The sequence below is a fragment of the Komagataeibacter swingsii genome (assembly GCF_003207895.1).
In the GTDB taxonomy this organism is placed as follows: domain Bacteria; phylum Pseudomonadota; class Alphaproteobacteria; order Acetobacterales; family Acetobacteraceae; genus Komagataeibacter; species Komagataeibacter swingsii.
Genome location: NZ_NKUB01000007.1, coordinates 39,377 through 55,373, shown reverse-complemented (window position 1 = coordinate 55,373; position 15,997 = coordinate 39,377). Strand labels below are relative to the sequence as shown.

The following is a 15,997-nucleotide window of genomic DNA, read 5'->3' as shown; positions in this document are numbered from 1 at the left end:
TCTTAAAAAAGCTTCTTTATCTTCAGCCTTCTCCCATCCACTGCACATCACTGATCCGCCCGGTCCCGGCCGCAAGCATGACCAGCCGGTCAAAGCCAAGGGCGAGACCCGCGCATGGTGGCAACGTGTCGAGAGCGGACAGGAAGGCTTCATCCACCGGCCAGTCCAGACCGGGTTCATCGGGATAGAGCGCCAGACGCCGGGCGCGGTCAGCCCTGAACCGCTGGCGCTGTTCGGTGCTGTCGGTCAGTTCCTCGAACGCATTGGCCAGTTCGATCCCGCCCGCATACAGCTCGAACCGCAGCGCTACGCGCGGGTCCGCCGGGTCACGGCGCGCAAGGGCGGCCTGGCTTGCGGGCCAGTGCGTCAGGAAGGTGGGGCGCGTGCGGCCGATATGTGGCTCGATCCGTGCCATCATCAGGCGGAAGAACAGGTCTTCCCATGTCTCGCCCCGCCGCAGCTCGCAGCCCGCCGCATAGGCCAGGGCGGCGGCATCCCCTTCATTGGCCAGGATATCCACGCCGACATAACGATGGAATGCATCCGCGACCCGCAGCCGTTCAAAGGGGGCCTCGATGCCGATTTCATCCCCGCCCGCCCGCACCACGGGCGGCAGGACGGCACGCAGCAGGCTTTCCGTCTCATCCATCAGCGCATCAAGCGTGGCACCGGGGTGATACCATTCCAGCATGGTGAATTCATGCGCATGCAGCCGGCTGCCTTCCGCATTCCGCCATACGCGGGCCAGTTGGTACACCGGCAGGCCGGTGGCCGCCACGATCCGCTTCATGGCGAATTCCGGGCTGGTGTGCAGCCATAGCGGCTGGCGCGCGCCATCCGCGCCCTCGCGTTCGGTGCGGAATACCTTCAGGTGCACCTCCTCGCCCGGAGTCGGCACGGCATAGGGGGTTTCCACCTCCACATAGCCGCGTGCATCGAAAAACGCCCGCACGCCACGCAGCACGAGGTTGCGCCGCAGCAGGAACGGCAGGCGGTCGGCAATACGGGCGGAATCGGGCTGGGGGGCGACAGAATCGGGCATGGGCGGGATCTCCGGTTGCAGCGGACGGGCGGGCGCAGTACAGCCCCGGCATGGCATCATCGGTCAATCCCCCCCCGCGCACGCTGCGCACCGTCACGGACCTGCTGGAGGCGGGGCTGGTCACCCCCACGCAGGCCCCGGCCCTGGAACAGGTGGCCCGGCGGTACGCAACCGCCATTCCCCCCGCCTTTGCCGGATTGATCGAAAGCCCCGACGACCCGATCGGGCGGCAGGTCATTCCCGATGCGACGGAATGCGAAATGGACCCCATGGAGCACCCGGACCCGATCGGGGACGACGCGCTGTCCCCCGTGCCGGGAATCGTGCACCGCTATGCCGACCGCGCGCTGCTCAAGCCGCTGCTGGTGTGCCCGCTGTACTGCCGCTTCTGCTTCCGGCGCGAACATGTCGGCCCCGGTGGCGGCGTGCTGGATGACGCGGCCCTTGAACGGGCGCTGGACTGGCTGCGCACCCATACGGACATTCATGAAGTCGTGATGACCGGGGGCGACCCGCTGATGCTGTCCCCGCGCCGCATGCGCGCGATCATGGCGGCGCTGGAGGGGATGGCGCATATCCACACCATCCGCATCCATTCGCGCGTGCCGGTGGCCGACCCCGAACGCCTGAATGACGAGATGGCGGCGGCACTCGAGACCACGCGCTCCATGTGGCTGGTGGCGCATGTCAATCACGCCCGTGAGCTTACCCCCGCCGCCCGCGCGGCCATCCGTCGCGTGCAGGCGCGCGCGATTCCGGTGCTGGGCCAGTCCGTGCTGCTGCGCGGCGTCAACGACACACCCGAGGCGCTGGAGGCCCTGCTGCGCGCGCAGGTGGCCGCGCGCATCCGCCCCTATTACCTGCACCAGCTTGACCCCGCCCCCGGCACCGCGCGCTTCCATGTGCCCATACGCGAGGGGCAGCGCCTTCTGGCCGCCCTGCGCGGGCGGGTGACGGGCATTGCCTGGCCAACCTACATACTTGATATCCCTGGCGGCCATGGAAAGGTGCCCATCGCCCCCGACTACCTGCATACGGGTGCGGATGGCACCCTGCGGGTGCGTGCGCCCGATGGCACAATCCACCGGCTTGCGCGTGAACCCGGCTGAAAAGACAGCCCGCAACCTTGCCCTGAGGCGCGTGGGGCGCTAGAAGCCGAACCGCCATACTTCCCACAACCATACAGGGACCACCATGAAGCAGCAGGCAAACCTGATCCGCGCCGGACAGGTTATTGAGCACGACGGCCGTCGCTGGACGGTCCTGAAACAGCAGATCATCACGCCGGGCAAGGGTGGCGCGTTCATCCAGGTGGAGATGCGCGACCTCAAGACCGGCAACAAGACCAACGAACGCTGGCGCACCGCCGACACCGTTGAACGCCTGATGACCGAGGAGAAGGAATACACCTACTCCTACATGGACGGCGACAACATCGTGCTGATGGACCCCGAGACGTTCGAACAGCTTATCCTGCCGCTGGACCTGCTGGGTGACCAGGCGCCGTTCCTGCAGGACAACATGACGCTGGTGCTGAACCTGGTCGAAGGCGACCCGGTTGGCGTCGTCCTGCCCGCGCAGGTCACGCTGGAAGTGGTCGAGGCCGATCCCGTGGTGAAGGGCCAGACCGCAAGCTCGTCCTACAAGCCCGCGCGCCTGTCCAACGGCGTCAAGACCATGGTGCCCCCCTTCATCGAAGCGGGCGAGCGTATCGTGGTCCGCACCGAGGACAGCACCTACGTCGAGCGCGCCAAGTCCTGACCATCCGCCCGCCCGTGCCGGGGTGTCCGCACCCCGCACGGGCCGGTTTTTCAATCCCCCGCCCCGTTCCACCGCACGAACCAGACAGGACCGATCACCGTGGCAATGCGACTCTCTCCCCATATGACGGTGATGCAGAACGCTGCCCAGAAGGCCGCACGCCGTCTTCTGCGTGACTTCAACGAAGTCGAGCAGCTTCAGGTCAGCATCAAGGGGCCTGGCGATTTCGTGTCGCAGGCCGACCTGCGGGCCGAAACCGCCATCCGCGAGGAACTGGCGCGCGCGCGCCCCGGCTATGCCTTCCTGATGGAGGAAAGCGGCGCCTCGGGGAACGAGGGATGGACGTGGCGCTGGATCGTCGATCCGCTGGACGGCACGACCAACTTCCTGCACGGCATCCCGCACTGGGCCATTTCGATTGGCCTGCAGCGCCGCCTGCCCGACGGCACGATCGAGATCGTGGCGGGGCTGGTGTACAACCCGGCCGCCAACGAGATGTTCTGGGCCGAAAAGGGCGTGGGCGCGTTCCTCAACGACCGCAGGCTGCGCGTCTCCGCGCGCCGGTCGATGAACGAGGCCCTGTTCGCCACCGGCATCCCGTTTGCCCGGGTTTCGGCCCGCAACCGCCTGTCATTCGCCCGCACGCTGGGCGCGCTCATGCCGCAGGTGGCCGGCATCCGCCGATTCGGTGCGGCAGCCCTCGACCTCGCCTGGGTCGCGGCGGGGCGGTATGACGGCTACTGGGAAATGGGCATCAAGCCATGGGACTGCGCGGCCGGCATCCTGCTGGTGCGTGAGGCGGGTGGCTATGCCACCGACCCCGAAGGCGTTGACCTCAATGACCTTGGCGCCTCCATCGACGCGGTGGCGGGCAACCCGCAATTGCATGGGCCGCTGCGCGAACTGGTGGCCAGCAGCATCGCCTGAAGCCCGCGGGCGCGGGCGCGCGGCCCGTTTGCCGATTGCGCCCCCGCCCGTCGCCCGGTAGCCTGCCGGGCACGATGCGATACATATCCCCCCCCTTTCGCCGCCGGTCCCTGCGTGGGCTGATCGTGCTGGGTGCTGCGGCAGTCGGGCTGTCCGCCCCCATTGCGGGCGCCCATGCACAGGTTACGACCAGCAGGAACGCGCTGGACGCGCTGGGCGCGCCACGGCGGCCCGCCATGCTGCCCGATGGCGGCAGCATGTCCGCCTCCCCCACCGGCACCACGACCAGCACGGAAGGCGGCAGCACCCCGGCTGCCAGCAGCACTGGCGGCCATGCCACCGGGGACATTCCCGGCAGCCACGCCCCCGCCACGGCCATTGCGTCGCCCGCGGCCATTGCCGCCCTGCCGCCGGTCGCGGCCCAGCCCCCCGCCAATCCCGTGCTGCGCCCACCGGAACTGCATGTGCCGCTGCATCCCTTCCCCATGCCGCCCGAGGTCAAGGCCGACCCGCAGGCGCGCGGGCGGGCGGAAAAGATTGCCGGCGGCACGCGCCTGCACTTCACCCCGCAATCGGCGGAGATGAATCCCCGCATGATTTCGGCGCTGCAAACATTTGCCACAGTCATGCAGAAGCTGCCCGACCAGCACATCAGCATCGCAGCCTACGGCGAAGGCCGCGCCGATGATCCGTCCACACCCCGCCGTGTCGCGCTGTCGCGCGGGCTTGCCGCGCGTTCGGTGCTGCTGCACGCAGGGATCGCGCCGACGCGCATCTATGTCCGCGCGGTGGGCCTGCCGGATGAAAATGCGCATGGGGCGGGCGCGGATTGTATTGACGTCACCCGTTCGGGTGTGGTGGCCTCGAACGCTACAGGCTCACCTTCGCGTTAAGGAAACCACTGCGTGACACGACCGACGACCTATCTTGTCCGGGTTCTGCTGTTCCTTCTGGCGGTCGGGGTTGTCGTAGCCCTGCTTTCCTCCACACTGTATCAGGCGTTTTGCAACAATCCCTACCTTGACGGCCTGATCATCGGCATCCTGCTGCTGGGCATCGGGTGGAACATCTCCATGATCCTGCGGCTGATCCCCGAAGTCCGCTGGGTCAACATCCTGCGCCACCCGCGCGAGGGCCTGACCACGCCGCCGCCGCCGCGCCTGCTGGCGCCCATGGCGTCCATGCTGGCCACCCATGACAAGGGACGCAGGCTGACCCTGTCCGCCCCGGTCATGCAGTCGCTGCTGGACAGCCTGTCGGCGCGGCTGGATGAAGGGCGCGAGCTGTCACGCTACCTGACGGGGTTGCTGATCTTCCTCGGCCTGCTGGGCACGTTCTATGGCCTGCTGCTTACGGTTGGCTCCATTGCCGACGTAATCGGCAACATGTCGGTGGGCAGCGGGGACACCACCGTCATGTTCGACCAGCTCAAGTCCGGGCTGGCCGGTCCGCTGCATGGCATGGGCACCGCGTTTTCGGGGTCCATGTTCGGGCTGGCGGGCGCGCTGGTGCTGGGCTTTCTCGATCTTACGGCGGGACAGGCGCAGACGCGCTTCTTCAACGAACTGGAAGAATGGCTGGCCACCATCACCCGCCTTTCGGCGGGCGGGCTGCAGGTGGGCGGCAATGACGCCAGCATTCCGGCCTATGTGCAGGCGCTGTTGGAACATACGGCCGAAAACATGGAAAAACTCCAGATCCTGCTGGCCCGCAGCGAGGAGACCCGCGCGCAGGAACAGCGCCTGCTGACCGCGCTGAACGACCGCCTGACGCAGCTTGCGGACAGCCGGGGCGAGGAACACCTGCAGGGCATCGAATCCCTGCTGGCCCGGCTGGTGCAGGAATCCGCGGCGGGACGGGAGCAGATCGCAACCGACATCCGCAACGACCTGCGCCTGCTTGCACGCACCATCGCCGCAAGCGCCCCGGGAACGAACCACTCCGCTTCCTGACCGTATCCCAAGGCTGAGGTTCATCCCATGGCGCGCCGTTCCCGTCGCTCGATCCGTTCCGAACTGAATGCATGGCCCGGCTATGTTGACGCGCTGTCAACGCTGCTGATGGTCATCATATTCGTGCTGCTAGTTTTCGTGCTGGGGCAGGCTTTCCTGTCCGTGGCGCTGAACAAGCGCCAGCAGGCCCTTGACCAGCTTGAGCGCGAGGTGGCGAAGCTGGGGCAGATGCTTTCCCTCGAAAAAAGCCACACGACATCGCTGCAGGGCGAGGTCGCCAGCCTGCACAAGGCGCATGATGCCGACATGGCCACCGCAACGTCACTGACCGCGCAGCTCAACCAGCAGACCAGCGAGCGCGACAGCGCGCAGGCCCGCGCCACGGCGCTGGATGACCAGGTGGCGCAGTTGCGCGCGCAGCTTGCCGCCGTCAGCACGGCGCTGGAAGTGACCGAGGACGAAGTGCATGACCGCGACCAGAAAATCAGCAGCCTGGGCATGCAGCTGAATGTGGCGCTGGCGAAAAAGGTCGAGCAGTTGCAGCAGTACCGTTCCGAATTCTTCGGTCGCCTGCGCAGCGTGATGCAGGACCACAAGGGCGTGCAGATCGTCGGTGACCGCTTCGTGTTCCAGAGCGAGGTACTGTTCCCCGTAGGCAGCGCCGAACTGTCGCCGGAAGGGGAGGCGGAAATCAAGGTGCTGGCCCGGACCCTGCGCCAGGTCGCAGCCCAGATTCCGCCCGATGTCCCGTGGATACTGCGCGTGGATGGCCATGCCGACCGCCAGCCGATCCACACCGCCTTCCCCAGCAACTGGGAACTGTCATCCGCGCGCGCCATTACGGTGGTCAAGCTGCTGATCGCCGAAGGGATCGACCCGCACCATCTGGCCGCGACCGGCTTTTCCGATTACCAGCCACTGGACCACGGCACGTCCCCCGAGGCCCTCGCCCGCAACCGGCGCATCGAATTCCGCCTGACGGATCGCTGATCCACCATGGGTGATACGTGGCGACAGCCAGCCCCGGCTGGTCTGTCGCTGCGTTATCATATCCGGGACACAAACGCGGCCACTACCTGCCGCAATGCCACGATCTGGCGAAAATGGTAAAAGTTTTAGAGACTGTTTGAAAAGTCAGATCATGATAGCGTTTTAAAATTAAAGGAAGTTTTTGGTGAAGCTTTTTGCAAAAGCTTCGAAAGAACGCCGCCTTTTTGAGAAAAAGGGGGCACCCAAAAACTTTTATTGTTTTTTATCAATGATTTGTTTTCAAACAGCCTCTTACCAAAAACTTCTCATGATTAAGTGGGCTGCCCGAAGGCTTTCAGGCGCAGGCGCTCTGTTTCATGGCCAGCATCGGGAATGGTGGGGTCAAGCTGGATCACGTGCTGCCACGCCTTCCATGCCGCCTGCCAGTCGCCACGCTGTTCCTCGGTATCCTCAAGGACCTTCCACGCGGTCACGTCGCGCCCGTCATGGTGCAGCGCCACGCCAATATCCGCCACCGCGCCATCGGGATTGGCCGCCGCCAGCCGGGCCTGCGCACGGTTACGCCACAGTACCTCGACATCCGGCTGCAGCAGCAGGGCATCATCCATGTCCTGCACCGCATCCAGCGGGCGCTGGGCATCGAGGTCGTCCTGCGCGCGCCTGAGCAGCAGGTTGGTGGTGGGGGCAAGATCCTTCTGGCGTATCTGCTCGATCCGGGCCAGCAGGTCGCGCGCCCCACGGGCGGTTGACGCATGGGCCAGTTCGGTTTCCAGATCATCCAGCGACGGTTCGGCTTCCGCCTTCCCCCTGGCCGGGGCATGGCTGTTCACGGCGGCCGGGCCGGCATGCTGGTCCACGCCATGCGCCGGCAGGGCGGCATGGGCCTGCGGGCCGCTGCCCATCAGGGTCACGGCCAGAATCATGGGTACGCACGAAAAGCCGCGAAAACAGGTTCCTAAAAACCTGCCTGCGCAGCTTTGCGGCTGTTCAAAGATGAACCTGACGGTCAAGGCCGTCCGGCAATCAGCCCTGACGGGCCTTCATGCGGGGGTTCTTCTTGTTGATGACGTAGACCTTGCCACGGCGACGGACCACACGGCAGTCCTTGTCCCGAACCTTGGCCGATTTCAGGCTGTTTCTGATTTTCATGATCCGACCCTCGACTAGCGGCGGAATACCGCCAAAGAGGCGCCCGAATACCCCTGCCTGCGCCAAGAGTCAACCGGCGGGCCGGATTCTGGCGTCATTTACAGGCGTAAAATCGTATCTGTGATCGAATCCGGCACGAAAAACGGGGCAATGGTCTGGAAATCGGCGGTGCGGGGCGAACGGGGCCGCCAGGCCAGCCCGATGGTGCGCCAGGCCTGCGCGCCGCTTACCGGGCGCGCCACCACGTCCAGCCCCGCCATCAGCGCGGATTCGACCGCAAGCCGGGGCAGCAACGCAAGACCCATGCCCGCCGCGACCATTTCCACCATGGTGTACAGGGAACTGACGGTGCATTCCGCCTCGTCCTCCGGCTGGGTCCAGCCCCGGACCTGCCGGCACATGGCCAGTGTCTGGTCACGCAGGCAGTGCCCGTCCTCCAGCAGGATCATCCGCTCATGCACGATGCTGCGCACCGGCACGTCCGGCAGGTGCGCCAGCGCATGGTCGCGCGGCAGGACCACCATGAAGGGATCGCGCCACAGGGGCAGCGTCTCGCTATCGGCGCAGTCGCACGGCATGGCCAGCAGCACGAGGTCCAGCCGCCCCGCCGCCAGCTTTTCCATCACGTTATGGGTCACGTCCTCGTTCAGCGACAGGCGCAGCTGCGGATAGGCGCCGGGCAGCCTGCGCACCAGTGTCGGCATGACAAACGGGCCGATGGTGGGAATGACCCCAAGGCGCAGCAGGCCGCTCATCGGCTCGCGCGAGGCCAGGGCCACGTCCAGCACATCCTGCAGCGCCTCCAGCGCCGTGCGGGCGCGCACGACCACCTTGTCCCCCAACGGGGTGAACACGACCTTCTTGCCCACGTCACGGTCAAGCAGCCTGACATCCATCTGGCGTTCCAGCGCCAGTATCCCGGCGGACAGCGTGGACTGCGTCACCGCGCAGGCCTTTGCCGCCCGGCCGAAATGGCGCAGTTCGGCAAGAGTGACGAGGTAGCGCAGCTGCTGTGCGGAGGGCATCGGAAGCATCGATAATTCCGATCATGCATATGTAAATTATTCAATGGCATGATAGCATCACTCCCGGCATAGATACAGCCTGCGGGGCGGCGCGCCCGTCCCGGCCCCATATAACACCCAACAGGAGATCACCCTGATGCTGACAGTCGGTGACAAGTTTCCCGCCTTCAACCTGAGCGCCGTTCCCGGTGGCCCCGAAGGCCTGAAGGGCGATTTCGTCCAGATCACGGACGAATCCGACAAGGGCAAGTGGAAGGTCGTCTTCTTCTGGCCGCTGGACTTCACCTTCGTCTGCCCGACCGAGATCGTGGCGTTCGGCAAGCTGGCCGGTGAGTTCAAGGACCGTGACGCGGTGGTCTACGGCGTGTCGATCGACAGCGCGTTCGTGCACCTGAACTGGCGCCTGAACCATGCCGAACTGAAGAACCTTGAAATCCCCATGCTGTCCGACATCAAGCGCGAGCTGATCGAAAGCTGTGGCGTGATGGCCGAGCAGGCCGGGGCAGCCCTGCGCGCCACCTTCATCGTGGACCCGCAGGGCGTCATCCGCCACGTCAGCGTCAATGACCTGTCGGTTGGCCGCAACCCGCAGGAAATCCTGCGTATCCTTGACGGCCTGCAGAGCGACGAGCTGTGCCCGTGCAACTGGAAGAAGGGCGACGCCTTCATCAAGGCCTGATCGCCGCGCGACCGGCCGCCCCCGCGCCCCGCACGGGGCGCGGCCACGCCGCCTGTCCCGATCCCTGCCCCGCCCGCAGGGGTCGGGACAGGTGGCGCGCCACCATCACACCCCCGGCAATACACGGAACCCGCCCATGTCGATCGACTCCCTCAAGGCCGCCCTGCCCGACTACGCCAAGGACCTGAAGCTGAACCTTGGCGCCCTTGCCAATGACTTCGTGCTGACGCCGCAGCAGCTGGGCGGCACGTTCATCGCGTCCGCCATCGCGTCGCGCAACCCGGCGGTGACGCATGCGCTGGTGGGGGAATACGGCCCGAAACTGTCGCCCGAGGCCCTGCAGGCCGCACGCGCGGCCGCCGCCATCATGGGCATGAACAATGTCTATTACCGTTTCGTGCACCTGGTGGGTGGCGATTATGAAAAAATGCCCGCCCGCCTGCGCATGAACGTCATTGCCAACCCCGGCGTGGACAAGGCGGATTTCGAACTGTGGGCCATGGCGGTCTCGGCCATCAACGGCTGTGGCCTGTGCATGGAAAGCCACGAACGCCAGTTGCGTGAAGCCGGCGTCACGACCGAGCAGATCCAGGCCGCCGTGCGGGTCGCCGCAACCGTGCATGGCGTGGCCGTGACGCTGGATGGCGTGGAAATCCCCGCCTGATCCCTTCCCGGTTACTGACAGGGCGCCATGAACATGTCGGTCATGGCGTTTTTTTTCACCTGCCCTGTTGCCATGATGGGGCCAGCCTGTTATTTGCCCTTTCACCGAACGGTTGCAGCCCCACGGGGCGGTAACGGATGCGGGTGTAGCTCAGTTGGTTAGAGCGCCGGCCTGTCACGCCGGAGGTCGCGGGTTCGAGCCCCGTCACTCGCGCCATTTTACGGTGCATTCTCCCCATACAAACATGCTGCGCGGTCTGTCCGGGCTGAAACCTGTCCTGCCGTTTCAGCATGTCCGCATGCATTGCGTCATGCCGCCAACATGCCTAGTCTGGGACCACATTCCCGCATGACGGAGCCATAACGGGCCATGACCGATCTCTTTACCCCCTATACGCTGAAGGGCGAGACCCTGCGCAACCGCATCGCCGTGTCCCCCATGTGCCAGTACATGGCGCGCGATGGCATGGTGAATGACTGGCACACCGTGCATTACCCCACCCTTGCGCGTGGCGGCAGCGGGCTGGTTGTGGTGGAAGCCACCGCCGTCTCACCCGAAGGGCGCATCACGCCGGGCTGCCTGGGCCTGTGGAATGACGCGCAGGCCGAAGCCTTCCGCCCGCTGGTGCGCGCCATGCGCGACGCAGGCGCCGTGCCGGGCATCCAGATCGCCCATGCGGGCCGCAAGGCCAGCGCCAACCGCCCGTGGGAAGGCGACGACCACATCGCCGCCGATGACCCGCACGGGTGGGACACCATCGCGCCCTCCGCCATCGCCTTCGGCGCTGGCCTGCCCAAGGTACCGCGCGCCATGACGCTGGCGGACATCACCCGCGTGCGGCAGGATTTCGTGGCGGCGGCGGTGCGCGCGCGTGACGTCGGCTTTGGCTGGCTCATGCTGCATTTCGCCCATGGCTATCTGGCGCAGAGTTTCCTCTCCCCCCATTCCAACCAGCGTGACGACAATTATGGCGGCAGCCTTGAAAATCGTGCCCGCTTCCTGGTGGAGACCCTGCGCGACGTACGCACCGTCTGGCCCGAGGACCGGCCGCTGAGCGCGCGCCTGGGCATGATCGAATTCGACGGCCATGACGAACAGACCCTGCAGGACGCCATTGCAGTTGCGCAGGTCTTTCGCGAATCGGGCCTGGACTTCCTTGATGTCAGCATCGGCTTTTCCACGCCTGCGGCAAAGATTCCGTGGGGACCGGCCTTCATGGCCCCGGTGGCGCAGCGCGTGCGGCGTGAAACCGGCCTGCCGGTCGCCACAAGCTGGTACCTGGGCACCGCACCCGCCATTAACGGGCTGGTGCGCGAGGAAAAGATCGACCTTGCGATGATCGGTCGCCCCTTCCTTGAAAACCCGCACTGGCCATATGCGGCGGCACGCGCGCTGGGCCGCGCGGATGCGGCATGGGTCCTGCCCGCGCCCTATGCGCACTGGCTGGCGCGCTACCGCTCCGCATGAATGATGAGTGATAAAAGTTTTTGGTGAAGCTTTTTGCAAAAAGCTTCAGGGAACGCCGCCTGTTTGAAAAAAGGCGGCACCCGAAAACTTTCATTATTTAAAGCAGCGCCCTACACCCCGGCATCATGCAGGTACTGCGCCACCATGGGCCGGTAGGTCGGGCCAAACAGCCGCAGGTGAACCAGTGCGGTCCACAGGCGGTAAATGGCGAAACGGACCCCATGCCCGCGCTCCAGCCCACCATGGCGGGCATAAAACCCCGCAGGGGGCTGGCTGAACACGCCCGGCGTGGCGAGGTCCACCTCGGCATGGCCATAATAGCAGCACGGATCGATCAGCCCGGTCACATGCCGTCCCGACACCAGCACGTTCCCGCCCCACAGGTCACCATGCAGCAGGCAGGGCGCGGGGGTGGCGGGCAGCAGGTCAGGCAGGCGGCGCATCAGGGTTTCAAGCTGGCGGGCTAGGTCGATGGGCACATGTTCCAGATGCACGCCGATCCGGTGGCGCGCCCAGAAATCCGGCCATGTGTCCGTCCAGCCATTGCACACCCTCACGGCGCCGAAGGCATAATCGCCTGTCCAGCCGTAACGGGCACCATCCCCTTCGGGCCGGCCCGTGTGCACAAGGGACAGCACGCGCGCCAGATCGTCCCAGCAGCGGGACAGGCGGCCATCGGCGGGCAGGCATTGCAGCACCAGCGCGTCCTCATCCACCGCCAGCACATCGGGCACAGGCGCGCCCGTCCGGCCAAGGGCATGCAGCATGGTGGCCTCCGCCACCGGGTCGGGGCCATGCTTGACCACGACCCTGCGCCCGTCATTCAGGTAGACCAGCAATACCTGCGCCACATCGCCACCGGGCAGCGGGTGCCAGTTCCACAACCCCGCCCCCAGCAGGGCGGCCCCATGCCGGGCAAGGCGCGTCATGGATCGTCGCGGCGCAGTTTTTCCACCAGCGCCGCGGCACCCGCCACGACATCGCGCCATGTAGTGTCGAACCCGCTGGCATCCCCGTAATACGGGTCGGCCACGGCCTGGCCCCTGCGTCCGGGCACATGGTCCAGCAGCAGGGAGACCTGCGCCTGGCTGCCCGCCGGTTTCATGTCCAGCAGATGCGCAAGGTTGGCATGGTCGAGTGCGATGATATGGGTGAAACGGTCAAAATCCGCCGCCCGCACCACGCGTGCGCGATAACGGGTAATGTCGATGCCATGCCTGCGGGCGACGGCGCAGGCCCGCCGGTCGGGCGGCGCGCCCGCATGCCAGTTGCCCGTGCCCGCCGAATCGACCGTGACCGGCAGCCCAGCGCGGTCAGCCGCCGCCCGGAATGCGGCCTCCGCCAGCGGAGAGCGGCAGATATTGCCCATGCAGACGAACAGGACCGCAGGCATGTCGGCCTTCTATCCCCTTTCGGGGGTGCGCTCGGGAAAACGCTGCCGCAGCAGGCCGATGGTCTCGGCGATCAGGTCGGCGGGCGTTTCTTCCAGATGCACGACAACCGGGTGCTCATCAACCGTTGGCGGCTGCAGCGTGGCAAGCTGGCTGGGCAGCAGGCTGGGCGGCATGTAATGCCCGCGCCGGCGCTGCAGGCGTTCGGCCAGCACGTCCTCGGGGATTTCCAGATAGACGAACACGATATCCGCCGCCCCGTCCGCGCGCAGCAGGTCGCGGTACGACCGCTTCAGCGCAGAGCAGGTCAGGATTCCCCCCTGCCCCGACGCCACGCGGCCCAGCAGCCATTCATGGCAGGCCCGCAGCCATGGCAGGCGGTCCGCATCGGTCAGGGGAATGCCCGCCGCCATCTTTTCCACATTGGCGCGGGGGTGCAGCATGTCGCCTTCCTGATAGGGCCAGCCCAGCAGGTTGTGCAGCCCTTCGGCCAGCGTGGTCTTGCCGCAGCCCGACACCCCCATGATGACCAGGACCAGCGGCCGGATGCCCTGATCCTGCAATTCCCGCCCGGTCACGCCGCGACCAGCTTCTGCAGCCCCGTGGCGGTCGCCACGATCACTTCGGAAGTACGGCCGATGAACAGCCCGGTCTCGATCACGCCCACGATTGGCGCAAGCTGTGCCTGCAACTGCGCGGAATTGGCGATTTCACCGAAATGACAGTCAAGGATCATGTTGCCCCCATCGGTTACGAACACGTTGCCGCTGCGGTCCAGCCGCTGGGTGATCCGCGCGCCCAGCGCCTCGATCTGCCGGGCGGTGGAGGTCCAGCCGAAGGTCGCGACCTCCACCGGCACGGGCACGCGCGCGCCCAGCCGGTCAACCAGCTTGCTGTCATCCACCACGACCACGAATTTGCGTGAGGCGGCGGCCACGATCTTTTCACGGAACAGCGCGCCCCCCAACCCCTTGATCAGGTTGAGGGACCCGCGTTCGACTTCATCCGCGCCATCAATGTCGATGTCGATCTGCGGGTGGGTTGCGAACGTCACCAGCCTGATCCCGTGCGAGCGCGCCTGCTCGGCCGAGCGTTCGGATGTGGGGATGGCGACAAAACGCAGCCCCTCCGCCCAGCGGCGGCCAAGTTCCTCGATCATGAAGGCCGATGTGCTGCCTGAACCAAGGCCGACCACCATGCCTTCCCTGACCATGTCGGCCGCCTCGATCGCCGCCTTGCGCTTCAGTTCTGCCCGTGGGTCCGCGTTCTGGGTGGACATGCGCTGCTTCCTCTCCTGCGGGGCATCCCGCCGCCGGGTGCCCCGTCGTTTTTATTGAACCGTGATCCGTATCGCATAAACACGATACCGTGCCACTTATTGTCCCGCCGCCGCCTTGTCCATAAGCCAGATGAGTTCGCCTTCAGTCGTGATGTGGCTGGCGGGTTCCGCCGGGTCACCGGCGCGCACTTTTGCAAAGGCTTCGCGCTTGCCCGCCCCCGCCAGCATGAACACCACATGGCGGCTGGAATGGATGGCGGGATAGGTCAGGGTGATGCGCGTATGCGGCGCGTCATCGGGCACGCAGGTTGAAACCCACAGCCTGCGCTCGTCAAGCACCGGCTGGCGCGGGAACAGCGATGCGGTATGCCCGTTATCGCCCAGCCCCAGCATCACCACGTCAAACAGCGGGCGACCGGGTTCCAGCACCGTGCCGCCGTACACCGCTTCCAGTTCCGCCTGGTATTCTGCCGCAGCCTGCGCCGGGTCGCCCGATGTCGGCATGGGGTGGACGTTAGCAGCGGGCACCGGCACATGGGCCAGCATCTCGGTCTCGACCATGTTGTAGTTGCTGGCGGGGTCGCTGGCGGGCACGAAGCGTTCATCGCCAAAGAAGAACTGCGTGTTCGCCCACGGGAAGCGGTCGCGATAGGCGCCGGACGCCAGGATCTGGTACAGCCGCCTGGGCGTGGACCCGCCCGAGAGCGCGATCACGAACGGGCCACCCTTTTTGGCCAGCGCCTGTTCCGTCAGCCATTTCGCCATGTGCTGCGCAATGGCCTCGGCATCGGGCAGGACCACCATCGCGCCCGTCTTCACGTCATGTCCAGCTGTCATGTCACGCATCTCCCAGCACGAATTTCTCGATCCCGTTGGCGAACCCTTCCTCCTCGCACGATGTCGAGACATGGGTCGCCTGCTTCTGCACCTCGGGGCTGGCCTGCCCCATGGCGATCGACATGCCGCTCTTGCGGAACATCAGCACGTCATTGGGCTGGTCGCCCAGGGTCACCATCTGGCTTGCCGGAATGCCCAGCAGGCGTTCCAGCGCCATCACCACGCCACCCTTGTTGGCGTCCCTGTTGGTCACGTCCACGTAGTACGGCTGTGACAGCGCGGCCGACGCCGTATCGCCCAGCGCCTGCTGCAGGTCGTGCTCAAGGCGCTTCATCATCGCCAGGTCATCGCTGACGCCGGTGACCTTGACCACCTGATCCAGCTTTTCTTCCACATTGCCGACCACGGGCGGGAATTTCACCGTCCACTGTTCGCGCGCGACATGCGGGGCATCAAGTTTCGAGACGATCCAGTCATTGCCGTTATACACCCACGGATCGGCCCCATGGTCGCGGATGATGCCGATCACCTTGCGCGCCGTATCGGCGGGCAGCGTGCGGGCCTCGATCACGGTGAAATCGGGCCGGACCATCATGCCGCCGTTGAAACCCGCGATCGGTTCGGAAATCTTCAGCGGGTCAATGACCATCTTCATGCCCTTGGGCGGGCGGCCGCTGGTGATGGTGAACAGGATGCCGCGTTCACGCAGGCGTTCGACCGCCCGGATCGCGCGGGGCGTCAGGATCTTATCCTTCGTGACCAGGGTGCCATCCACATCGGCCAGGACCAGTCTGATCTGGCTGGCGGGTGTTCCGGCTGCGTCCTGGGGCATGG

The 15,997-nt window shown here is 65.9% G+C and carries 19 protein-coding genes and 1 tRNA gene; 10 read left to right on the top strand and 10 right to left on the bottom strand.

What is annotated here, in order from left to right; all coding sequences use genetic code 11:
• Positions 1–22: 22 nt before the first annotated feature.
• Entirely contained in the window at positions 23–1,042 is a 1,020-nt protein-coding gene (gene epmA, locus CFR76_RS07415) for an EF-P lysine aminoacylase EpmA (protein WP_110556563.1), read from the bottom strand.
• A gap of 50 nt (positions 1,043–1,092) precedes the next feature.
• Here epmA and CFR76_RS07410 point away from each other — a divergent pair, with 50 nt between their 5' ends.
• From CFR76_RS07410 to CFR76_RS07385, 6 genes are all read left to right on the top strand, one after another.
• Positions 1,093–2,151, top strand: a complete 1,059-nt coding sequence (locus tag CFR76_RS07410; RefSeq protein WP_110556562.1) for a lysine-2,3-aminomutase-like protein — start codon at positions 1,093–1,095, stop codon at positions 2,149–2,151.
• A gap of 85 nt (positions 2,152–2,236) precedes the next feature.
• Complete coding sequence (efp, locus tag CFR76_RS07405; RefSeq protein ID WP_010510155.1) at positions 2,237–2,803, top strand: elongation factor P; 567 nt, start codon at positions 2,237–2,239, stop codon at positions 2,801–2,803.
• Between the two features lie 105 nt (positions 2,804–2,908).
• Positions 2,909–3,730 carry an inositol monophosphatase family protein gene (locus CFR76_RS07400; RefSeq protein WP_026019777.1) on the top strand — a complete coding sequence of 274 codons (822 nt, stop codon included), beginning with the start codon at positions 2,909–2,911 and terminating at the stop codon, positions 3,728–3,730.
• A 74-nt stretch (positions 3,731–3,804) separates the two neighbouring features.
• Entirely contained in the window at positions 3,805–4,623 is an 819-nt protein-coding gene (locus CFR76_RS07395; protein WP_110556561.1) for an OmpA family protein, read from the top strand.
• A gap of 12 nt (positions 4,624–4,635) precedes the next feature.
• Positions 4,636–5,682: a flagellar motor protein MotA gene (locus CFR76_RS07390; protein WP_110556560.1), complete on the top strand. Its 1,047-nt coding sequence runs from the start codon at positions 4,636–4,638 to the stop codon at positions 5,680–5,682.
• 27 nt (positions 5,683–5,709) lie between these two features.
• Positions 5,710–6,672: a peptidoglycan -binding protein gene (locus CFR76_RS07385; RefSeq protein WP_110556559.1), complete on the top strand. Its 963-nt coding sequence runs from the start codon at positions 5,710–5,712 to the stop codon at positions 6,670–6,672.
• Positions 6,673–6,983: 311 nt separating this feature from the next.
• Here the strand turns inward: CFR76_RS07385 and CFR76_RS07380 are convergent, their stop codons facing one another.
• The 3 genes from CFR76_RS07380 to CFR76_RS07370 form a co-directional block, all read right to left on the bottom strand.
• Entirely contained in the window at positions 6,984–7,574 is a 591-nt protein-coding gene (locus tag CFR76_RS07380) for a tetratricopeptide repeat protein (protein ID WP_408884361.1), read from the bottom strand.
• 121 nt (positions 7,575–7,695) lie between these two features.
• Positions 7,696–7,821 carry a type B 50S ribosomal protein L36 gene (gene ykgO, locus CFR76_RS07375; RefSeq protein WP_003617324.1) on the bottom strand — a complete coding sequence of 42 codons (126 nt, stop codon included), beginning with the start codon at positions 7,819–7,821 and terminating at the stop codon, positions 7,696–7,698.
• A gap of 98 nt (positions 7,822–7,919) precedes the next feature.
• The gene (locus CFR76_RS07370; protein WP_110556557.1) at positions 7,920–8,855 is read right to left on the bottom strand and encodes a hydrogen peroxide-inducible genes activator; all 936 of its coding nucleotides are present in this window, start codon (positions 8,853–8,855) and stop codon (positions 7,920–7,922) included.
• A 127-nt stretch (positions 8,856–8,982) separates the two neighbouring features.
• On the opposite strand from CFR76_RS07370, the gene CFR76_RS07365 reads away from it, so the two are divergent.
• From CFR76_RS07365 to CFR76_RS07350, 4 genes are all read left to right on the top strand, one after another.
• On the top strand, positions 8,983–9,525 hold the full coding sequence (locus CFR76_RS07365; protein WP_110556556.1) for a peroxiredoxin: 543 nt from the start codon (positions 8,983–8,985) through the stop codon (positions 9,523–9,525).
• Positions 9,526–9,661: 136 nt separating this feature from the next.
• Positions 9,662–10,189, top strand: a complete 528-nt coding sequence (locus CFR76_RS07360; RefSeq protein WP_025439639.1) for a carboxymuconolactone decarboxylase family protein — start codon at positions 9,662–9,664, stop codon at positions 10,187–10,189.
• A gap of 139 nt (positions 10,190–10,328) precedes the next feature.
• Positions 10,329–10,405, top strand: a tRNA-Asp gene (locus CFR76_RS07355).
• 153 nt (positions 10,406–10,558) lie between these two features.
• A complete protein-coding gene (locus tag CFR76_RS07350) occupies positions 10,559–11,656 on the top strand; it encodes an NADH:flavin oxidoreductase/NADH oxidase (RefSeq protein ID WP_110556555.1) in 1,098 nt (365 codons plus the stop codon).
• A gap of 110 nt (positions 11,657–11,766) precedes the next feature.
• Here the strand turns inward: CFR76_RS07350 and CFR76_RS07345 are convergent, their stop codons facing one another.
• The 6 genes from CFR76_RS07345 to CFR76_RS07320 form a co-directional block, all read right to left on the bottom strand.
• On the bottom strand, positions 11,767–12,585 hold the full coding sequence (locus CFR76_RS07345; RefSeq protein WP_110556554.1) for a fructosamine kinase family protein: 819 nt from the start codon (positions 12,583–12,585) through the stop codon (positions 11,767–11,769).
• Positions 12,582–13,049, bottom strand: coding sequence for a low molecular weight protein-tyrosine-phosphatase (locus CFR76_RS07340; RefSeq protein WP_110556553.1), 468 nt, complete (start codon positions 13,047–13,049; stop codon positions 12,582–12,584). The genes CFR76_RS07345 and CFR76_RS07340 overlap by 4 nt, the downstream gene beginning before the upstream one ends.
• Before the next feature lie 9 nt (positions 13,050–13,058).
• Positions 13,059–13,625 carry a gluconokinase gene (locus CFR76_RS07335; RefSeq protein WP_208623949.1) on the bottom strand — a complete coding sequence of 189 codons (567 nt, stop codon included), beginning with the start codon at positions 13,623–13,625 and terminating at the stop codon, positions 13,059–13,061.
• The gene (gene rpiA / locus CFR76_RS07330; RefSeq protein WP_110556551.1) at positions 13,622–14,326 is read right to left on the bottom strand and encodes a ribose-5-phosphate isomerase RpiA; all 705 of its coding nucleotides are present in this window, start codon (positions 14,324–14,326) and stop codon (positions 13,622–13,624) included. The genes CFR76_RS07335 and rpiA overlap by 4 nt, the downstream gene beginning before the upstream one ends.
• Positions 14,327–14,422: 96 nt before the next feature.
• Positions 14,423–15,172 carry a 6-phosphogluconolactonase gene (gene pgl / locus CFR76_RS07325; RefSeq protein ID WP_110556550.1) on the bottom strand — a complete coding sequence of 250 codons (750 nt, stop codon included), beginning with the start codon at positions 15,170–15,172 and terminating at the stop codon, positions 14,423–14,425.
• Positions 15,165–15,995, bottom strand: a complete 831-nt coding sequence (locus CFR76_RS07320) for a Cof-type HAD-IIB family hydrolase (RefSeq protein ID WP_110556549.1) — start codon at positions 15,993–15,995, stop codon at positions 15,165–15,167. Before CFR76_RS07320 ends, pgl begins: the two co-directional genes overlap by 8 nt.
• Positions 15,996–15,997: the final 2 nt, after the last annotated feature.